At 58.4% G+C, this 15,102-nt stretch carries 18 protein-coding genes; 9 read left to right on the forward strand and 9 right to left on the reverse strand.

All coding sequences use genetic code 11. The features are described from left to right. Positions 1–29: 29 nt before the first annotated feature. Positions 30–512, reverse strand: coding sequence for an asparaginase domain-containing protein (locus EAO82_RS05330; protein WP_096344708.1), 483 nt, complete (start codon positions 510–512; stop codon positions 30–32). Between the two features lie 152 nt (positions 513–664). On the opposite strand from EAO82_RS05330, the gene EAO82_RS05335 reads away from it, so the two are divergent. From EAO82_RS05335 to EAO82_RS05375, 9 genes are all read left to right on the forward strand, one after another. After that, entirely contained in the window at positions 665–961 is a 297-nt protein-coding gene (locus EAO82_RS05335; protein WP_231703331.1) for a GIY-YIG nuclease family protein, read from the forward strand. Positions 962–974: 13 nt separating this feature from the next. Beyond that, complete coding sequence (locus EAO82_RS05340; RefSeq protein WP_096344710.1) at positions 975–1,910, forward strand: glutathione S-transferase family protein; 936 nt, start codon at positions 975–977, stop codon at positions 1,908–1,910. 103 nt (positions 1,911–2,013) lie between these two features. After that, on the forward strand, positions 2,014–3,237 hold the full coding sequence (locus EAO82_RS05345) for an SLC13 family permease (protein ID WP_096344711.1): 1,224 nt from the start codon (positions 2,014–2,016) through the stop codon (positions 3,235–3,237). 144 nt (positions 3,238–3,381) lie between these two features. Beyond that, positions 3,382–3,993, forward strand: a complete 612-nt coding sequence (locus tag EAO82_RS05350) for a hypothetical protein (RefSeq protein WP_143520250.1) — start codon at positions 3,382–3,384, stop codon at positions 3,991–3,993. Between the two features lie 76 nt (positions 3,994–4,069). Beyond that, on the forward strand, positions 4,070–5,035 hold the full coding sequence (locus tag EAO82_RS05355; protein WP_096344713.1) for an ABC transporter ATP-binding protein: 966 nt from the start codon (positions 4,070–4,072) through the stop codon (positions 5,033–5,035). After that, on the forward strand, positions 5,032–5,793 hold the full coding sequence (locus EAO82_RS05360; protein ID WP_096344714.1) for an ABC transporter permease: 762 nt from the start codon (positions 5,032–5,034) through the stop codon (positions 5,791–5,793). The genes EAO82_RS05355 and EAO82_RS05360 overlap by 4 nt, the downstream gene beginning before the upstream one ends. A gap of 143 nt (positions 5,794–5,936) precedes the next feature. Beyond that, positions 5,937–6,689, forward strand: coding sequence for a TerC family protein (locus EAO82_RS05365; RefSeq protein WP_096344715.1), 753 nt, complete (start codon positions 5,937–5,939; stop codon positions 6,687–6,689). Between the two features lie 10 nt (positions 6,690–6,699). Continuing rightward, the gene (gene blaOXA / locus EAO82_RS05370) at positions 6,700–7,509 is read left to right on the forward strand and encodes a class D beta-lactamase (protein WP_096344736.1); all 810 of its coding nucleotides are present in this window, start codon (positions 6,700–6,702) and stop codon (positions 7,507–7,509) included. After that, entirely contained in the window at positions 7,502–8,836 is a 1,335-nt protein-coding gene (locus EAO82_RS05375; RefSeq protein WP_174958716.1) for an MFS transporter, read from the forward strand. The genes blaOXA and EAO82_RS05375 overlap by 8 nt, the downstream gene beginning before the upstream one ends. Positions 8,837–8,863: 27 nt before the next feature. Here the strand turns inward: EAO82_RS05375 and EAO82_RS05380 are convergent, their stop codons facing one another. From EAO82_RS05380 to EAO82_RS05415, 8 genes are read right to left on the reverse strand one after another with little or no spacing between them, the layout of a single operon-like run. Further along, positions 8,864–9,775 (reverse strand): metal ABC transporter solute-binding protein, Zn/Mn family, encoded by a 912-nt coding sequence (locus tag EAO82_RS05380; RefSeq protein ID WP_096344716.1) that lies wholly within the window; start codon positions 9,773–9,775, stop codon positions 8,864–8,866. Next, positions 9,772–10,671, reverse strand: coding sequence for a metal ABC transporter permease (locus EAO82_RS05385; protein ID WP_096344717.1), 900 nt, complete (start codon positions 10,669–10,671; stop codon positions 9,772–9,774). Before EAO82_RS05385 ends, EAO82_RS05380 begins: the two co-directional genes overlap by 4 nt. Next, entirely contained in the window at positions 10,668–11,438 is a 771-nt protein-coding gene (locus EAO82_RS05390) for a metal ABC transporter ATP-binding protein (RefSeq protein WP_096344718.1), read from the reverse strand. Before EAO82_RS05390 ends, EAO82_RS05385 begins: the two co-directional genes overlap by 4 nt. After that, on the reverse strand, positions 11,435–12,364 hold the full coding sequence (locus tag EAO82_RS05395) for a metal ABC transporter solute-binding protein, Zn/Mn family (protein ID WP_096344719.1): 930 nt from the start codon (positions 12,362–12,364) through the stop codon (positions 11,435–11,437). Before EAO82_RS05395 ends, EAO82_RS05390 begins: the two co-directional genes overlap by 4 nt. Positions 12,365–12,380: 16 nt before the next feature. Then, positions 12,381–12,947: a DUF6162 family protein gene (locus tag EAO82_RS05400; protein ID WP_096344720.1), complete on the reverse strand. Its 567-nt coding sequence runs from the start codon at positions 12,945–12,947 to the stop codon at positions 12,381–12,383. Continuing rightward, on the reverse strand, positions 12,944–13,264 hold the full coding sequence (locus tag EAO82_RS05405; protein WP_096344721.1) for a hypothetical protein: 321 nt from the start codon (positions 13,262–13,264) through the stop codon (positions 12,944–12,946). Before EAO82_RS05405 ends, EAO82_RS05400 begins: the two co-directional genes overlap by 4 nt. Continuing rightward, on the reverse strand, positions 13,264–13,806 hold the full coding sequence (locus tag EAO82_RS05410) for a thiamine pyrophosphate-binding protein (protein WP_096344722.1): 543 nt from the start codon (positions 13,804–13,806) through the stop codon (positions 13,264–13,266). Before EAO82_RS05410 ends, EAO82_RS05405 begins: the two co-directional genes overlap by 1 nt. Then, entirely contained in the window at positions 13,803–14,993 is a 1,191-nt protein-coding gene (locus tag EAO82_RS05415) for a PepSY-associated TM helix domain-containing protein (protein ID WP_096344723.1), read from the reverse strand. Before EAO82_RS05415 ends, EAO82_RS05410 begins: the two co-directional genes overlap by 4 nt. Positions 14,994–15,102: the final 109 nt, after the last annotated feature.

The following is a 15,102-nucleotide window of genomic DNA, read 5'->3' on the forward strand; positions in this document are numbered from 1 at the left end:
GACCTGATCATCATCCTTGCAGCTTGCAGCTAGCGCTCCTCAAAGCGCCCCGCGACGCGGTTCTTGCGAACACCGTCGGCGGGGAACACCCGGCCGCTCATGGCGATATACACGCCCGGCTGGCAGGTGTTCAGAGCCCCGATCGCCAGGCCCAGATTAAACAGCGCGTCGGAATCGCGAAAGCGCGCAGGCTGCATGGCGCCGGTCAGCACTATCACCTTGCCGTCGATATCGGCCAGGCCCGCTGCGGTTACCGTCATGGTGTCGGTGCCGTGGGTGATCAGAATATACTCGTGCGGGCAGGCTTTGATTTTGTCGTGAATCAGCCTGCGGTCGGTGTCATCCAGCTCCAGACTGTCTTTCTTCATCAATGACTCGACCGCATAGTCAAAACCGACACGGCCCTGCTCTAGCAACTCCGGGGCCACCGGGTCGCCAATCTGGTATTCACTCAAGGCATCGAAATAGACCTTGTCCAGGGTGCCACCGGTACTGAAAATCTGTATAAACATGGCTTACTCCAAGGTTCAAGATAGCTAGTATGCCTGTGCCTAACAGCAAACACAGCCCTGAACATCGCGCCGGACATTGCGCCGCGAACAGTGCCGGAAGCGCCGAACAGACGTCTGCCCCGACGGCAGCCGTGAAAGTCTGGTGGGTTTATATGGTGCGGGCTGCCAATGGTCACTTGTATACCGGCATCAGTACCGATCCGCATCGCCGACTGCTCCAGCACCAGCGCGGCAAAGGTGCGCGATTCTTTAATCGTAGCCCGGCAGTGGCGCTGGTGTGGTTTGAGCGCTGTACCGATCATTCCGATGCACTGCGTCAGGAGCGCTGCGTGAAGGCGCTGGCGAAGGCGACCAAGGAGCGACTGATCAGTCAGCTCAATGCCGAGCTATCAATTGCTGCGAGTAGCTGTGCAGCATCCGACGCACGCGCTAAGCTGGATCCACTTTGACAGGAGAATTCCGATGACCGATCTGATTTTGCATCACTATCCGCAGTCCCCTTTTGCTGAGAAGGCCCGTCTGATGCTGGGTTTCAAGGGGCTGGCCTGGCACTCGGTAATGATTCCTGCGGTAATGCCCAAGCCAGACCTGACGGCATTAACGGGCGGGTATCGCAGGACCCCGGTGCTGCAGATCGGCGCCGATATTTATTGTGACACCGCGTTGATCGCGCGCCGCCTCGAGCGTGAAAAAGCCACCCCAGCGCTGTTCCCGGAAGGTAAAGAGGCGGCTGCGGCTGGATTGGCGCAATTTGCTGACCAGGTGCTGTTTCAGCATGGTGTAGCGATCAACTTCCAACCCAAGGGTCTGGCTGCACGCTTTGCCGGTGCGCCTGAGGCAATGGTCCAGGGCTTTATGGCTGACCGCAAGGCCCTGTTCTCTGGCGGCACAGCCAGCCGTCTGGACTCTGCGGTAGCCTTGTCGCAGTGGCCCGCTTTGATTGGCCGGCTGGAAACTCAGCTCGACCGCGATGGTGAGTTTCTGCTTGGCGACCAGGCGTGCGTAGCGGATTTTGCCCATTACCATGCGCTCTGGTTTGTCGCCAGCAACAAGGCAGTGGCAGAAGTCCTGGAAGGTTATCCGGCGGTCAAGGCCTGGATGGCGCGCATGGCCGATTTTGGTCATGGCTCCTCCACTGCCATGGAGTCTGCTGAAGCGATCAGAATAGCGAACGAAGCGACTCCGGAAAGCATGCCCGCGACTGATTTTGTCAGCCCAGGCGGGTTTGCTGCTGGCCAGCAGGTCACTGTCAGCGCAGTCGATTACGGGACTGAAGAGGTGGCCGGCAAGTTGGTATTCGAAGACGCCGAAGAAATCGTCATTTCCCGTGAAGACGAGCGTGCCGGGCTGGTGCAGGTGCACTTCCCGCGCTACGGGTTCAAGATCAGCGCGGCTTAAGCGCTGGTAATAGACATCCGGGTCATAAAATCCCCCCATGTGCGTTGCAGATGGGGGGATTTTTTTGCCATCCCTTTTTGCCATCCCTTGACGGAACCTGGTCATGACCTGGTTGATACTGATCGCGTTTGTAGTGACCTACCTCGGCATGGCTGTGGGTGGAATCCGAGGGCTACGCGTGGACCGCGCCTGGATCGCCGTCGCGGCTGCGACAGTGCTGCTGCTGTCGGGGGCGATGTCGCCGGCTCAGGCCATGGATTATCTGGATGGCGGCGCGTTGCTGCTGTTGTTTGCGTTGATGCTGGTGTCTGCGCAGTTCGATTTCTCTGGCGCTTATACAGGGCTGACCGAGCTCCTTGACCGGCACGCGCAAAAGCCGGAATTGCTGTTGCTTGGCGTGGTCGCCATGGGCGGACTGCTCTCGGCGATCCTGGTGAACGATATCGTCGCCTTCGCGCTGACGCCCTTGCTATGCCGCACCCTTCGCCAGCGTGGTCTGGATCCACGTCCGTTCCTGCTGGCACTGGCGCTGGCCTGCAACGCCGGCTCGGTCGCGACCTTGATTGGCAATCCGCAGAATATTCTTATTGGCCAAGCTGGCGGGTTGGATTTCTGGAGCTATACACTGGCGGCGGCGGTACCGGCGTTGATGGCATTGACGGTGGTTTACGCGGTTATCTGGTGGCAGTGGCGGCATGGCTGGAAATACCAGCCGCCGTCGCAGAGCGCCGTCAGCGAGGCGATGCCGCATCAGAGTTACCGCTACAAGCCTATGCTGGCGACGCTGGCTTTGATCCTGCTGTTCTCCCTGCCATTCCCTCGCGAATATTCTGCGCTGGCTATCGCTGTTCTGGTGATGCTCTCGCGCACGGTAGACAGTCATAGGTACGTCGAAAAGGTCGACTGGAACCTGTTGCTGCTGTTTATCGGCCTGTTCCTAGTGACCGGCGCTGCCGCGGCTATTCCGCAAGTGACACAGTTTGCCCACAGCCTGACCGTGGGTGGTGAGTTGCCAGAAAGCGTGGCGGCCTTGGCAGGCCTGTCACTGATAGCAAGTAACCTGATCGGCAATGTGCCCTTTGTTATTTTGCTGCTGGGGTTATGGCCTGAGCTGAGTGAAGCCAGTTTGATCAGCCTGGCGGTGATGTCGACCCTGGCAGGCAACTTTCTGCTGATTGGCAGTGTCGTAAACCTCATCGTGGTGGAAAGCGCCCGGCGTCAGGGCGTCAGGCTGGGATTCATCGATTTTGCCCGCAGCGGCGTGCCAGTGACCTTGATATCCATGTTGCTGGCTGGTATCTGGTTGACCGTCGCTGTCGCAGGCTAATCCCGCTGCGAACCCCTGGGGTCTGGTAAAGGCCTTGCCCGGACCTTAAAATTGGCGCACTAACCGCTGTCGAAAAGCTCTGGATGCATGGGTTGATTGATCGGTCGTTCGCAGGAAAATATTCAATCCAATATCAGGGGTGTTGTGATCCGTATTTCATATCAGGCCAAAGGGTTCTGGGCAGGTGTAGGGGCAGCGCTGCTATTCACGCTGCCGATGAGCAGCCCGCTCCTCGCCGCCGACCCCCCACCGCTTACTGACACCAGTGATAAACTATCGTCTGTGGAAGCTCCCGGCGTGGACGCCCAGCGCCTGTGCGCCGCGCCAGCAGCCGAGTTTCAGCAAGCCTTGGCCGATGCCATGGCCGACGGACTGGTAAAGCCCCAGCAAAAAAGCGCTTTTCTGCAGCAGTTGAGCCGCTGCCGTACGGTCTACCAGGCTGAAATTGCGCGCCTCAAGACTGACTTTGCGGCCTTACCGCCGACATCCGTCTGTCACTCGGCGCAGCGTGATCTGCACGAGGGACTGGAGATATTTGATGCAATCAAAGCGCGGGCTCAGCTATTGCCGCTGGATTCTGAAGAAGATCGCCAAGCGGCAGGCATCTTTTTTACCCGGACCAGTCCTGGTCTGGTACGTGCTGTAAATGGCCTCTATCTGCTGCGCCATGGCGTGTGTATGGAGGAGGAGAGGGCGCCCTTCGACTCAGCATCGACAGATTCGGAAATAAGTCATCCCACGCTCTATCTCGAATAAAGACGGACATGTCTGCGCTGGCGGCGTGGACATGAGAAGATAGAGGAATTTCGCTAGCCAGCTTCAAGGAGGCCCAGTGGACCCTATTATCACCGTCAGCGGTCTGACCAAAACCTACGCGTCGGGTTTTCAGGCGCTCAAGAGCGTCGACCTCAGCATCCGCCGTGGCGAAATCCTGGCGCTGCTCGGGCCTAATGGCGCCGGCAAGACAACCCTGATCAGCATCATTTGCGGCATCGTCAACGCCACCTCCGGCCAGGTCCTGGTCAATGGTCACGACATCGTTCGGAATTATCGTGCCGCGCGCAAAACCATCGGCCTGGTTCCCCAGGAACTGACCAATAACATGTTCGACACGGTATGGGCGACCATGCGACTGAGTCGCGGCCTGTTTGGCAAGAAACGCGATGATGCGCATCTGGAGAAAGTCTTGCGCGATTTGTCGCTGTGGGACAAGCGCGACGAGAAGATCATGGGCCTGTCCGGCGGCATGAAGCGCCGGGTGCTGATTGCCAAGGCCTTGTCCCATGAGCCCGATGTGCTGTTTCTTGACGAGCCCACCGCCGGCGTCGACGTCGAGCTACGGCGCGATATGTGGGAGATGGTACGGCGGCTGCGGGAAAGTGGCGTGACTATCATCCTCACTACCCATTACATCGAAGAAGCTGAGGAAATGGCCGATCGGATCGGGGTGATCCGTCAGGGTGAGATTATCCTGATCGACGAGAAGGCGGCCCTGATGCGCAAGTTGGGTACCAAGCAATTGAGCATTCATCTGCAACAGCCGCTGCCGGCGATTCCTGCGTCCCTGGCAGCGTTTCCCCTGACGTTGGCGGACGAAGGTTACGAGCTGATCTACACCTTCGATGCGCTCAAGGAGCAGACCGGCATCGCCGGGTTGCTGCGAGCGCTGGCGCAGGAAGGGATCGACTTCAAGGATCTGCATTCGAGCCAGAGTTCACTGGAAGATATTTTTGTCGAGCTGGTCAACGGTCGCGGCGGGATGACTTCTGCCGCGCCTTCAGTACAGGTGGCTTCATGAATTTCTATGGTATCTGGGCGATCTACAGTTTCGAGCTGGCGCGGTTGCGCCGCACCATGCTGCAGAGTATCGCCTCGCCGGTAATCTCTACGTCCTTGTATTTCGTTGTCTTTGGTGCGGCCATCGGCTCGCGCATGGCGGAGATCGACGGGGTCAGTTACGGGGCTTTTATCATTCCCGGATTGATCATGCTGATGCTGCTCAACGAAAGCATTTCCAACGCCTCGTTCGGCATCTACATGCCCAAGTTCACCGGTACCATTTACGAGGTACTGTCGGCGCCGGTGTCTCCAGCGGAAATCGTGATCGGTTACGTCGGCGCAGCGGCCACCAAATCAGTGATTCTCGGCCTGCTGATTCTGCTCACCGCCAGGCTGTTCGTGCCCTACGAGATCCAGCACCCGATCTGGATGCTGGGCTTTCTGATTCTGACGGCCATTACCTTCAGCCTGTTTGGCTTCATTATCGGCATATGGGCAGACGGCTTCGAGAAACTGCAAATCATTCCGCTGATGATTGTCACACCGCTGGCATTTCTGGGTGGTAGTTTCTATTCAATTACCATGCTGCCGCCGTTCTGGCAGACAGTGACGCTGTTCAACCCGGTAGTCTATCTGATCAGCGGCTTTCGCTGGAGTTTTTACGGCGTAGCCGATGTGCATATTGGCGTCAGTGTGGGGATGACACTGGTGTTTCTGCTGATCTGTCTGAGCCTGGTATGGCTAGTGTTCAAAACCGGATACAGGCTTAAACCATAAGGTTTTTTCAGATTGTCTGACAGCTGATTCGAGATTTTCCGCGCGCTCGGCAGTGAAGGTGCTATAAGCATAATCTGTTGTGAACACCCGCTTTCAGCTTGGCGCTGAAGGCCGCATTTTAACTGCGTTAGCGGAGCACTTTCATGTTCGAATGGATTTATATGCCCGAAGCCTGGATTGCATTGGGCACCTTGGTAGCGTTGGAAATTGTGCTGGGTATCGACAACATCATTTTCATTTCCATTCTGGTTGGGCGGCTGCCACCGGAGAAGCGGGAACTGGCGCGCAAGCTCGGCATTGGCTTTGCCATGCTCACGCGATTGGGCCTGGTATTTTCCCTGGCCTGGATCATAGGTCTGGTAGACCCCTGGTTCAGCATCTTCGGTCAGGAAATATCCGGGCGTGACCTGGTGCTGATTATTGGCGGATTGTTTCTGCTGGCCAAGTCGACCCATGAAGTGCATGCCAGTCTCGAGGCGGTCAACGACGATTCTTCAGTCGCCTCTAAGGTGGTCAGCAGTTTCGCAGCTGTTATTGTGCAGATTGCCGTGCTTGATCTGGTGTTTTCGCTGGATTCGGTGATCACCGCCGTCGGCCTGGTTGATCACGTATCGGTGATGGTGATCGCTATCGTTATATCGGTAATGGTTATGCTGGTCGCCGCGCGGCCCATCGGCGAGTTCGTGGATAGCAACCCGACGATCAAGATGCTGGCGCTGTCATTCCTGATGCTGATCGGCTTTACGTTGATGGCAGAGGGCTTTGATGTACATGTGCCGAAAGGTTACATCTACTTCGCCATGGCGTTTTCCATGGCCGTGGAACTGCTGAATATTCGCATTCGCCGCGGCAGGGCAACCGATAAGGTGGAGCTGCACAAGAAGATTGAGGAGTAAGAGGTTGCTGATGTCGAAGTATGCTTTTCTGGCGGCGTTACTGGGCTGTCTGCTCACGCCATGGGTCCAGGCAGATACTGCGCCTGAGACGCGGGCAGACTGGGCTGCAGTGTTCGAGAAATTCGAGGCCACCGGGACCATTGTAGTAGCCGATCAGCGTCGAGGCTTTGGCCAGATCTGGGTGGTTGACCCTGAACGTGCTGAGCGGCGCTACTCGCCGGCCTCCACCTTCAAGATCCCTCATGCGCTAATGGCGCTGGATGCCGGCCTGGTACGCGATGAGTTTCATGTGTTCCCCTGGGACGGCGTCGAGCGCAGCTTTGCGCCGCACAATCAGGACCAGGATTTGCGCTCGTCGATGCGCAACTCTGCGGTCTGGGTGTACGAGCAGTTCGCGGCCAAGCTGGGTGAGGGGCAGGCGCGCAACTATCTGGAGCGCATCGATTACGGCAATGCCGATCCGCGCGTTGATAGCGGCCCCTATTGGATTGATGGTGAACTGGCAATTTCAGCTTATGAACAGGTGCTGTTCCTGCAGAAGCTCTATCGGAACCAATTGCCCTTCGAGATGCAACACCAGCGGCTGGTCAAGGACGTGATGATCAACCAGGCCGGCCCGGATTGGATCTTGCGTGCCAAAACCGGCTGGCAGGGTAAGCACGGCTGGTGGGTCGGCTGGGTTGAGTGGCCGACCGGCCCGGTGTTCTTTGCGCTGAATATCGATACGCCGCATCGTTTGGACGATCTGTACAAGCGCGAGGCCATTACCCGGGAAATATTGACCTCGATTGAAGCCCTGCCGGGAGAGGCAAATGACTGAAACGCCAATGGCCCCCAAGCGCGAGATCTTCGGCTGGGCCATGTTCGACTTCGCCAATCAGGGCTATACGCTGCTGATCATTACCGTGATTTACGGTGATCTGTTCACCCGGGTGATTGTCGGCGATGCGCCGGATTACCGCCTGGGCAACCTGCTCTGGAGCCTGGCGCTGGCGGTGAGTTATTTGCTCGTCGTGGTGGCCAACCCACTGTGCGGTGCGATCATGGATTACACCGGCAGTCGCAAACGCTTTCTGTTTGCCAGCTACCTGCTGACGGTGATCACCACCGCGCTGCTGTATATCATTGAGCCTGGCTGGCTGACGTTGGCAGTGCTGCTGATCATTCTGTCCAATTTTGCCTATTCCATCGGCGAGGGTTTTATCGCCAGTTTCCTGCCTGATCTGGGACCGCGCAAGGCGCTGGGCTGGATCTCGGGTCTGGGTTGGGGCTTGGGCTATATCGGCGGGCTGGTCGCGGCGATTTTTGCCTTGCTGTTTCTCGGTGAGGTGTCTGCGGACAACTACGACACCGTGCGCTGGGTCGGTCCCTTTGCCGGCGCGTTCTTCCTGATTGCGGCGATTCCCACCTTTCTGTGGCTGAAGGAGCGCGGCGCGCCACGCCCAGCGCCCACCGGTGAAAACCTGCTGAGCATCGGTGTGCGCCGAGTGCTGACGACCTGGCGCGAGGTCCAGTATTTTCAGGACCTGCGCTATTTGCTGGTGTCAGTGTTCTTCGCCATGGCCGGTGTGTACATCATCATCGCCTTCTCGTTTATCTACGGCGCCCAGGTGATCGGCTGGGATGAGGACGTACGCGTTTACATGTTCATCATTGTGCAGATTACTGCGGCCTTGGGCGCGGTCGGGTTTGGCTGGCTGCAGAGCCATATCGGTGCCCGTACCACCTACCTGATTACGCTGGCGCTGTGGCTGGTGGCGATCATGGCCATCTGGCAGACGCCGGCTCTGACTGTACTTATCGGTAACTGGTTCGGTGTGTTCTGGGAGGCGCAGTATGTATTCCTGATCGCCGGGGTGCTGGCTGGGGCAAGTCTGGGTTCGTCGCAATCGGCCACTCGTGCACTGGTCGGCGTACTGACGCCCAAGGGCAAGGCGGCGGAATTTTTCGGTCTGTGGGGTATGGCGTCCAAGCTGGCTGCGGTATTTGGCATCTTCGGCCTGGGCATCATCCAGTGGGGCTTCGGCCTGGCTGATGCCATTGTGTTCTGTCTGCTGCTGTTTGTGGTGGCTATCCTGTGCATATTGCCGATGCGTGAAGCACGTGGCGCAGAGGCGGCGGAGCGCTGGCAGGATGAAGCGGCCTGAGCAAGGCCGCTGGGCCTGGCTGCTTGTTTAGGCAGCAGGGTCTTCAGCTAGGACGTTGAGCAACTGATCGATGGTCGCGCTCAGCACTTCGATCGGATTGCCCTCGCTCTCAGGCAGCAGGATCACGCTGCTGCCAGCAGCCGCAATGGCTGCGCCGAGCGCTGCGTCAGGCTCCCGATCAACCACCACGCCGGCAACATCGTAGGCACTTAACTGAGTGCTGAGTTCAGCCAACTGCTCCGAGGTCCAGTTGCCATCCTCAGGCACTGGAACCTGCACGACGTCCAGATTCAGCCCGCTGAGCAGGTAGTCGTCGTCACTGGTCAGACTGACAACGGTGATGTTGTTCAGCTGCGCCAATCGGCTTTCACTTTCCGCACTGAGTTGCAGCAAACGCTGCTTGAATAGCGCGAGATTAGTATCAATCTGCTGTTGATCTGCCGGCGCGAGCCGGGCCAGGTCAGCGGCCATGACATCAGCCATGCGTCCAAGGTTGTTGATGCTCATCCAAGGTTGGCTAGCGAGCTGATCAGTGATTTCCGGCTGCAGCGCTATACCTGGCAGAGCCCGGTCGACGGGGCGAGCGCCATCAATCTCGACAATGCGGATGTTACTGCGTCGCGCCAGCGGATAAAGCGGATCTTCCGGCCAGAGCGAGCGCAGCGTAATGGCTGCATCCGCTTCGCTGGCAGCCTTGTCCAGCCCCTTGGCACCACGTCCGGAAAAGTACGAGGGCTGCCGGCTGGCTGGCAGACTTTCAGGCGCTGCGCGGACCAGCTCGACATTGCTATCCGCGAGCAGCATGGAGCCCAGACCATAAGTTACTGGCAAGGTCGCCAGTACCTGTATCCGATTGGCGTCATCCGCGGCCACTGCGGCGTTGAACCAGGCAGCGGCAAGCAGCGCGATAGCCGGACGATAGACAATAGATTTGTTCATCCAATATTACCTTTGAGGCTGGGCAGCGTTCCGCGGGCGATAGCCGCGAGCGCGAAAATGATACCGGCAGTGATGATAATGGCGGCGCCGGACGGGATCGGCAGATCCAGGGCGATGGGCACAAAAATGCCGGCCAGGGTACTGAAGGTAGCGATCAGTACGGATAACCAGAAAAAGCCCTTGAGTGACTGGCTTAACAGCCGCGCTGCGGCAGCCGGAATCACCAGCAGCGCACCAACCAGAATCGCGCCAATCACCTTGACGGCGGCGACGGTCACCATCGACACCAGAATCACGAACAGGTAATCCAGTGCACGCACGCGGATGCCGCGGACGCTGGCCAACTGAGGATTGAAACTGGCGAGCATGATCTGGTTGTACATCGGCAAGGCCAGGCCCATAACCAGCAGCGACACCACCGCAAGTACCGCCAGGTCCTGGCCATTGACCGTCAATACCGAGCCGAACAGCACGTTTTCGAGAATGTGGATATTGATGCGGCCGGCGAGAATCAGCAGCAAGCTGGCGCCGACTGCCAGGGATACGGAAAGAAACACCCCAATCAGCGTATCCGGCGCCAGCCCGGTACGGTTGCGTAGATAGTTGAGCAGAATGCCGAACAGCAGGCAGTAGCCGAACAGGCTGCCGTAGGGGCCGGTATAGGGCTCGCCGAGCAGAATACCGATGGCCACCCCGGTCAGTGCAGCATGTCCCACCGCCTCGGAAAAGAATGCAAAGCGCTTGACCACCACCAGGGTACCCAGGCCGCCCAGCACCGGGCCGATGAGCAAGCCGGCCAGCAGCGCATTGACAATGAAGCCGTAGGCCAGGGCTTCGGGCAGATAACCCGCGCTGCTCCAGGCCTGAATTGTTTCCCGTAGGGCTTCAAAACTCATGGTTGAGCCTCCACGGTGCGTGCTGGATGACTGGAAAACAGTTTCAGCACGCATTCGGGGTCGAGCAACTGCTGCGGATCGCCGTCGAACTGCACACTGCGATTGAGCCCGGTGACGCGGTCAGCCAAGCGGCTGACGGCCTGCAGGTCGTGCTCCACCCAGAGCACGGTAGTGCCGGCGCGGCGCCAGTCGGCGAGCAGTTGTTCGAAGACTTGCACGCCCGGCTCATCCAGCGCCGACATGGGTTCGTCAAGCACCAGCAATTGCGCTTCCGGCACCAGCCCCTGAGCCAGCAGCACCCGTTGGCGTTCACCGCCGGACAGCGCGCCCATGCGACGTTTGCGCTTGTCGAACAAGCCTACGCGGCTCAGGGCCTGTTCAATCGCCGGTTTGTGTTTGCCTGACAGTCCCATAAAGGCGGGCTTGCGTTGGCACATGGCAGCCATGAAATCGTCCACGGTAATCGGCAGGCCACGATCAAACTCCATGGCCTGGGGCACGTAACCAATGGTGCCCGGGATGGCGGGCCAGTGCAGACTGAGCTCGCCGCGATGGGGCATCTGGCCAAGCAGCGTCTTGATCAGCGAGCTTTTGCCGCCACCATTGGGTCCGACCAGTGCGTGAATGCTGCCAGCGGCGATCTGAAAGCTGACCTGCTCAAGAATTCGCGTGCGCCCGAGGTCAAGATCGACAGCATTGAAGTGAATCGCCGGGCCACGAATATCCCCGTGCACCGCGCCGACGGGCAGAGGCTCGCAAGCGGTCATGGATTATTGTCCTGAATGGCACGCACCACGGTATCCAGGTTTTTGGCCATTTCCTCTTCGTATTTCCGGGTTTCGTATTCCCCATAGGAAATATGCGTCAGTGCATAGAGTTTCACCCCGGACTCACGCTGGATGGTGTCGACATAGCTTGAGGGAAAATCCATTTCCGAGAAAATGACCTGCACGTCCAGATCAGTCAGTTGATCGATGGTCTTTTTCAACTGGCTGGGGCTGGGCTCTATGCCGTGGGCCGGCTCGACCACCGCGGTGACTTCAAGACCGAACTCGCGCAACAGGTAATCGTAGGCGCCGTGAATGGTGGCAACGCGCAACTCGGCGCCCTTGTTCTGGCTCAGTTTGGTCAGGGCTTCTGCGCGCATGGTTCGCAGATGTTTGCCGTAGGCGCGGGCGTTCTGGCTATAGGCTCGGGCGTTGACCGGGTCGAGTTTGCCCAATTCACGGGCAATGGTATTGATTTGCGTAATTGACGCGCTGATCGACAGGAAAGTGTGCGGATTGACCACCTTGCCCGCGCCGCGCGCGGCCATGCCGGTGGCCGAGAGCAGAGGTACATTGGCGTTGGCTTCGATCAAGGCGATATCGGGCTTCTCACTGGCGGCAATCATGCGGTCGGCAAAATCATCGTGGCCGACGCCATTGAGTACGATTACATCAAGTTCGCCAATCCGCTTGATATCTTCCGCGCGAGGCTCGTAAGCATGCGGATTGAATCCTGCGGGAATCAGCGGTACCACATCCGCCAGATCGCCGACGATATTGCTGACAAAACTGTAATAGGGGTGCAGCGTGATGCCTATTTGCAAACGTTGCGGATCCGCAGCATGGGCAAAGGAGGAGAGGGTGGTGGTGCTTAACGTCACTAATACACAAAGCAGCAGCCGACGTAAGGGTCGCGGAAAAGACATAGTTAGGGAGTCCAGTTCAGTGGCGATGTTGGCGGGTGACGCCAGCATCGAAATGGGCGATGACTTGCCGCCAGCCCGAGGCAATCAAATGCTCGGTGGTCAAGGTAGTGGGCAAAGTAACGTCGTCATCACGGGTCAGCCATATCTCGGCGTCGCTAGTCTGCGGCCAAAGCAGAAAGGTGCCTGCGATATCCTGCGCCTGACTTTGGCCCAGATAGAAGGTTTCCGCTCCGAGTTGCAAACGTTGCCACTGGTGACTGCCCCGGTTGCTGGCGCTGGCATCATCGATAAACGGCGGGAAACCTTCTTCGGCCAGCTCGGTCGGGCTGGGTAGCTGACCCTGTTCGTTCAGATACCACTGCATCTCCTCGAAGGCTACACCCAGGTCGGTATGCACGCCCTGTTCGGCTGCGGTCAGATCCATTCGCGCGTCCAGTTGGTAGTCGGCAATGTCACTTTCAATATCGGCCTTGGCATGTGAGAGCACCACGGCGCTGGCCCCCAGCAGGATCAGCACGCACAGGGCCAGTACCCAGAGCGTCTCATGCCCAGCACCGGCAGGGCGTATTACCTGAGCGGTCATAGGCCGGAAATATCCGTGTGGTCGACTTCAACCACGTGCCCAGGGCCGGCGTCGAACAGAATGTAGAACTCGCCATCCGGTCGCTTGAAGCTGAACCGCGAGTCGTCTTCCAGTTTTCCGGGTACCAGCACCTCTTCGTCGTAACTGATTACATCCAGGGTAACCCCGGGCGCGCCGCTACCATCGGAGAAGCCGCCAGTGCAGACGATTTCATCCTCACTGCCGGGCTCGCACTGGCAGATCGGATTGTGCGCCAAAGCCAGAGGCGACAAGGCCATGCCGAGCAGCATGAGCAGGCGTTGGTTGATCGTTTTCATCAGAGCGTATCTCCTGTTTTCTCTAGCCAGGCCAGAGTGACTGGTGAAGCGGTAGCGAGGTCTAGGGGAGCCTGGTGGACGCTACCGTCCCAGCCCTCCATGGTGATCCATAATTGCGCATCCGTCGGCGTGTCTTCAGGTAACGGCAGGCTGGCGCCCATGCGATAAGGTGTGCCGAAGAACAGCGCTCCGGCGGCGCGCAGGCTGCGCGGCTTGCCCACGCGCAGGTAAGTCGCCTTGACCTGGCTGATGCATTCCTCACACAGCGCGGCATTGAAGGCTTTCATATAACCCGCCGGGCCTTCCAGGTGCGGGGGGAGCTCGCGGAATTCCGCCAGGCGCAGGCTCCAGGGACCGACCTGCACCTCGCCAATTTCCCGTTCGCCCAGGCCGCTTTCGCCGCGAAACAGGGCGACGTCCTGAAAGTACTTGGGCATAAAGCCCAGGGGTATCAGCACCAACAGGATGTTGATATGAAACCGCCAGCGGCGCCAGAAAAGGCTCAGCTTCGAGGATCGGGAAGACGAAACAGCGTTGCTCATGATTGATTCACCGGTGTGTGCTCAAGGCTGGACGCGGTCTGGCGCGTCGTTTTGCGTTTGCTGACCACAGCCGCGGTGGCTTTGGCGGTGCGCTTGGTCCAGATCAGCAGGCCGCTGAACACCATCATGCTCAGAATCAGGCCGAATACGAACCAGATGAGTTTGATCCACAGGCCGCCAAAATCACCGGTATGCAGCGGCCGCATGGATTCGGTGACGAATTCGAGTCCGCTGCGATCATCGAGCAGGCGCACCTTGTCCACATCGCCGTTGTACGGGTTGATATCGATTGATTGAAACATCAGTGGATAATAGCCGCGGCCGCTGATGGAAATATGGCCGTAGGCATAACCCGGCAAACTCACTGAACTGACATCGAGGCCGGGCACGCGATCCTTGGCGATGGCTACCGCCTCATCGAGGCCGATACGTGGAACCGTCTCGGCGGAGGCAGCCAGGGGCACTACATCGCGTGCAATCACCGGAGGAATGCCCTCGGTGGAGATGGAGATCTGATTATCGAACAGCACGGCCTGTACCAGGAACCACATCCCCGTTATTGAAATAACGGCGATAAACCAGATCGACCAGATGCCGGAAAGACGATGAAAGTCGCCCCAGAAGATCCGTGCGCCCTGATTGAAACGCAGTTTGGGTTTGAAGAAGCCCTTCCAGAAGCGCTTGTAAACTACTAAACCCGTGATCAGCGACACCAGCATCGGCAAAGCCATGAACGACACCAGATACCAGCCCCAGCTGAATCCGTTGGTGAAGGGCACCAGCCACCAGCCATGCAGCGCGCGGGTAAACTGGCGGAAGTCGAACTGTGGGCTGACGCCCTGGATGGCGCCAGTGTAGGGATTGACGTACAGCGTGGGTGAGCTGCCGTCCGGGTAGGTAGCCTGGACGTTCAAGGCAAAGTGGCCTTCATCCGGGCGCCTGATTCCGCGCACGATGACTTCCGGAGCGGCCTCCTCGATAGCCGCAAGGATCTGGCTGTGGGTAAGCCGCTGGGCATCATCCGAAGGTTTGTTGGCACGCACATCCGGGCTGGCCAGCCAGATGATTTCCTGACTGACCGTAGCCAGCGTGCCGGTTACGCAGATGATCAGCAGAAAAAACCAGACCGGCAGCGCCAGCCAGCTGTGAACGAGAAACCAGGTGCGAGCCTGAGACTTCTTAGCCATGGGTCAGTGAACCGAGTGTTGGAAAGCGAAATAAATGGCGAATGACAGCGCAAGAGCGGAGTCGGCTGCACTCAAATCTTAATAATAAGGATTATCATTCTAGATTGTT

This window comes from Halopseudomonas pelagia (genome assembly GCF_009497895.1).
GTDB classification, from domain to species: Bacteria; Pseudomonadota; Gammaproteobacteria; order Pseudomonadales; family Pseudomonadaceae; genus Halopseudomonas; species Halopseudomonas pelagia_A.

Excerpts from the sequence above, each read along its gene's own strand:
- EAO82_RS05330 (WP_096344708.1), bottom strand. The coding sequence starts at position 512 with ATGTTTATACAGATTTTCAGTACCGGTGGCACCCTGGACAAGGTCTAT.
- EAO82_RS05335 (WP_231703331.1), top strand. The coding sequence starts at position 665 with ATGGTGCGGGCTGCCAATGGTCACTTGTATACCGGCATCAGTACCGAT.
- EAO82_RS05340 (WP_096344710.1), top strand. The coding sequence starts at position 975 with ATGACCGATCTGATTTTGCATCACTATCCGCAGTCCCCTTTTGCTGAG.
- EAO82_RS05345 (WP_096344711.1), top strand. The coding sequence starts at position 2,014 with ATGACCTGGTTGATACTGATCGCGTTTGTAGTGACCTACCTCGGCATG.
- EAO82_RS05360 (WP_096344714.1), top strand. The coding sequence starts at position 5,032 with ATGAATTTCTATGGTATCTGGGCGATCTACAGTTTCGAGCTGGCGCGG.
- EAO82_RS05365 (WP_096344715.1), top strand. The coding sequence starts at position 5,937 with ATGTTCGAATGGATTTATATGCCCGAAGCCTGGATTGCATTGGGCACC.
- blaOXA (WP_096344736.1), top strand. The coding sequence starts at position 6,700 with ATGTCGAAGTATGCTTTTCTGGCGGCGTTACTGGGCTGTCTGCTCACG.
- EAO82_RS05375 (WP_174958716.1), top strand. The coding sequence starts at position 7,502 with ATGACTGAAACGCCAATGGCCCCCAAGCGCGAGATCTTCGGCTGGGCC.
- EAO82_RS05380 (WP_096344716.1), bottom strand. The coding sequence starts at position 9,775 with ATGAACAAATCTATTGTCTATCGTCCGGCTATCGCGCTGCTTGCCGCT.
- EAO82_RS05385 (WP_096344717.1), bottom strand. The coding sequence starts at position 10,671 with ATGAGTTTTGAAGCCCTACGGGAAACAATTCAGGCCTGGAGCAGCGCG.
- EAO82_RS05390 (WP_096344718.1), bottom strand. The coding sequence starts at position 11,438 with ATGACCGCTTGCGAGCCTCTGCCCGTCGGCGCGGTGCACGGGGATATT.
- EAO82_RS05395 (WP_096344719.1), bottom strand. The coding sequence starts at position 12,364 with ATGTCTTTTCCGCGACCCTTACGTCGGCTGCTGCTTTGTGTATTAGTG.
- EAO82_RS05400 (WP_096344720.1), bottom strand. The coding sequence starts at position 12,947 with ATGACCGCTCAGGTAATACGCCCTGCCGGTGCTGGGCATGAGACGCTC.
- EAO82_RS05405 (WP_096344721.1), bottom strand. The coding sequence starts at position 13,264 with ATGAAAACGATCAACCAACGCCTGCTCATGCTGCTCGGCATGGCCTTG.
- EAO82_RS05410 (WP_096344722.1), bottom strand. The coding sequence starts at position 13,806 with ATGAGCAACGCTGTTTCGTCTTCCCGATCCTCGAAGCTGAGCCTTTTC.
- EAO82_RS05415 (WP_096344723.1), bottom strand. The coding sequence starts at position 14,993 with ATGGCTAAGAAGTCTCAGGCTCGCACCTGGTTTCTCGTTCACAGCTGG.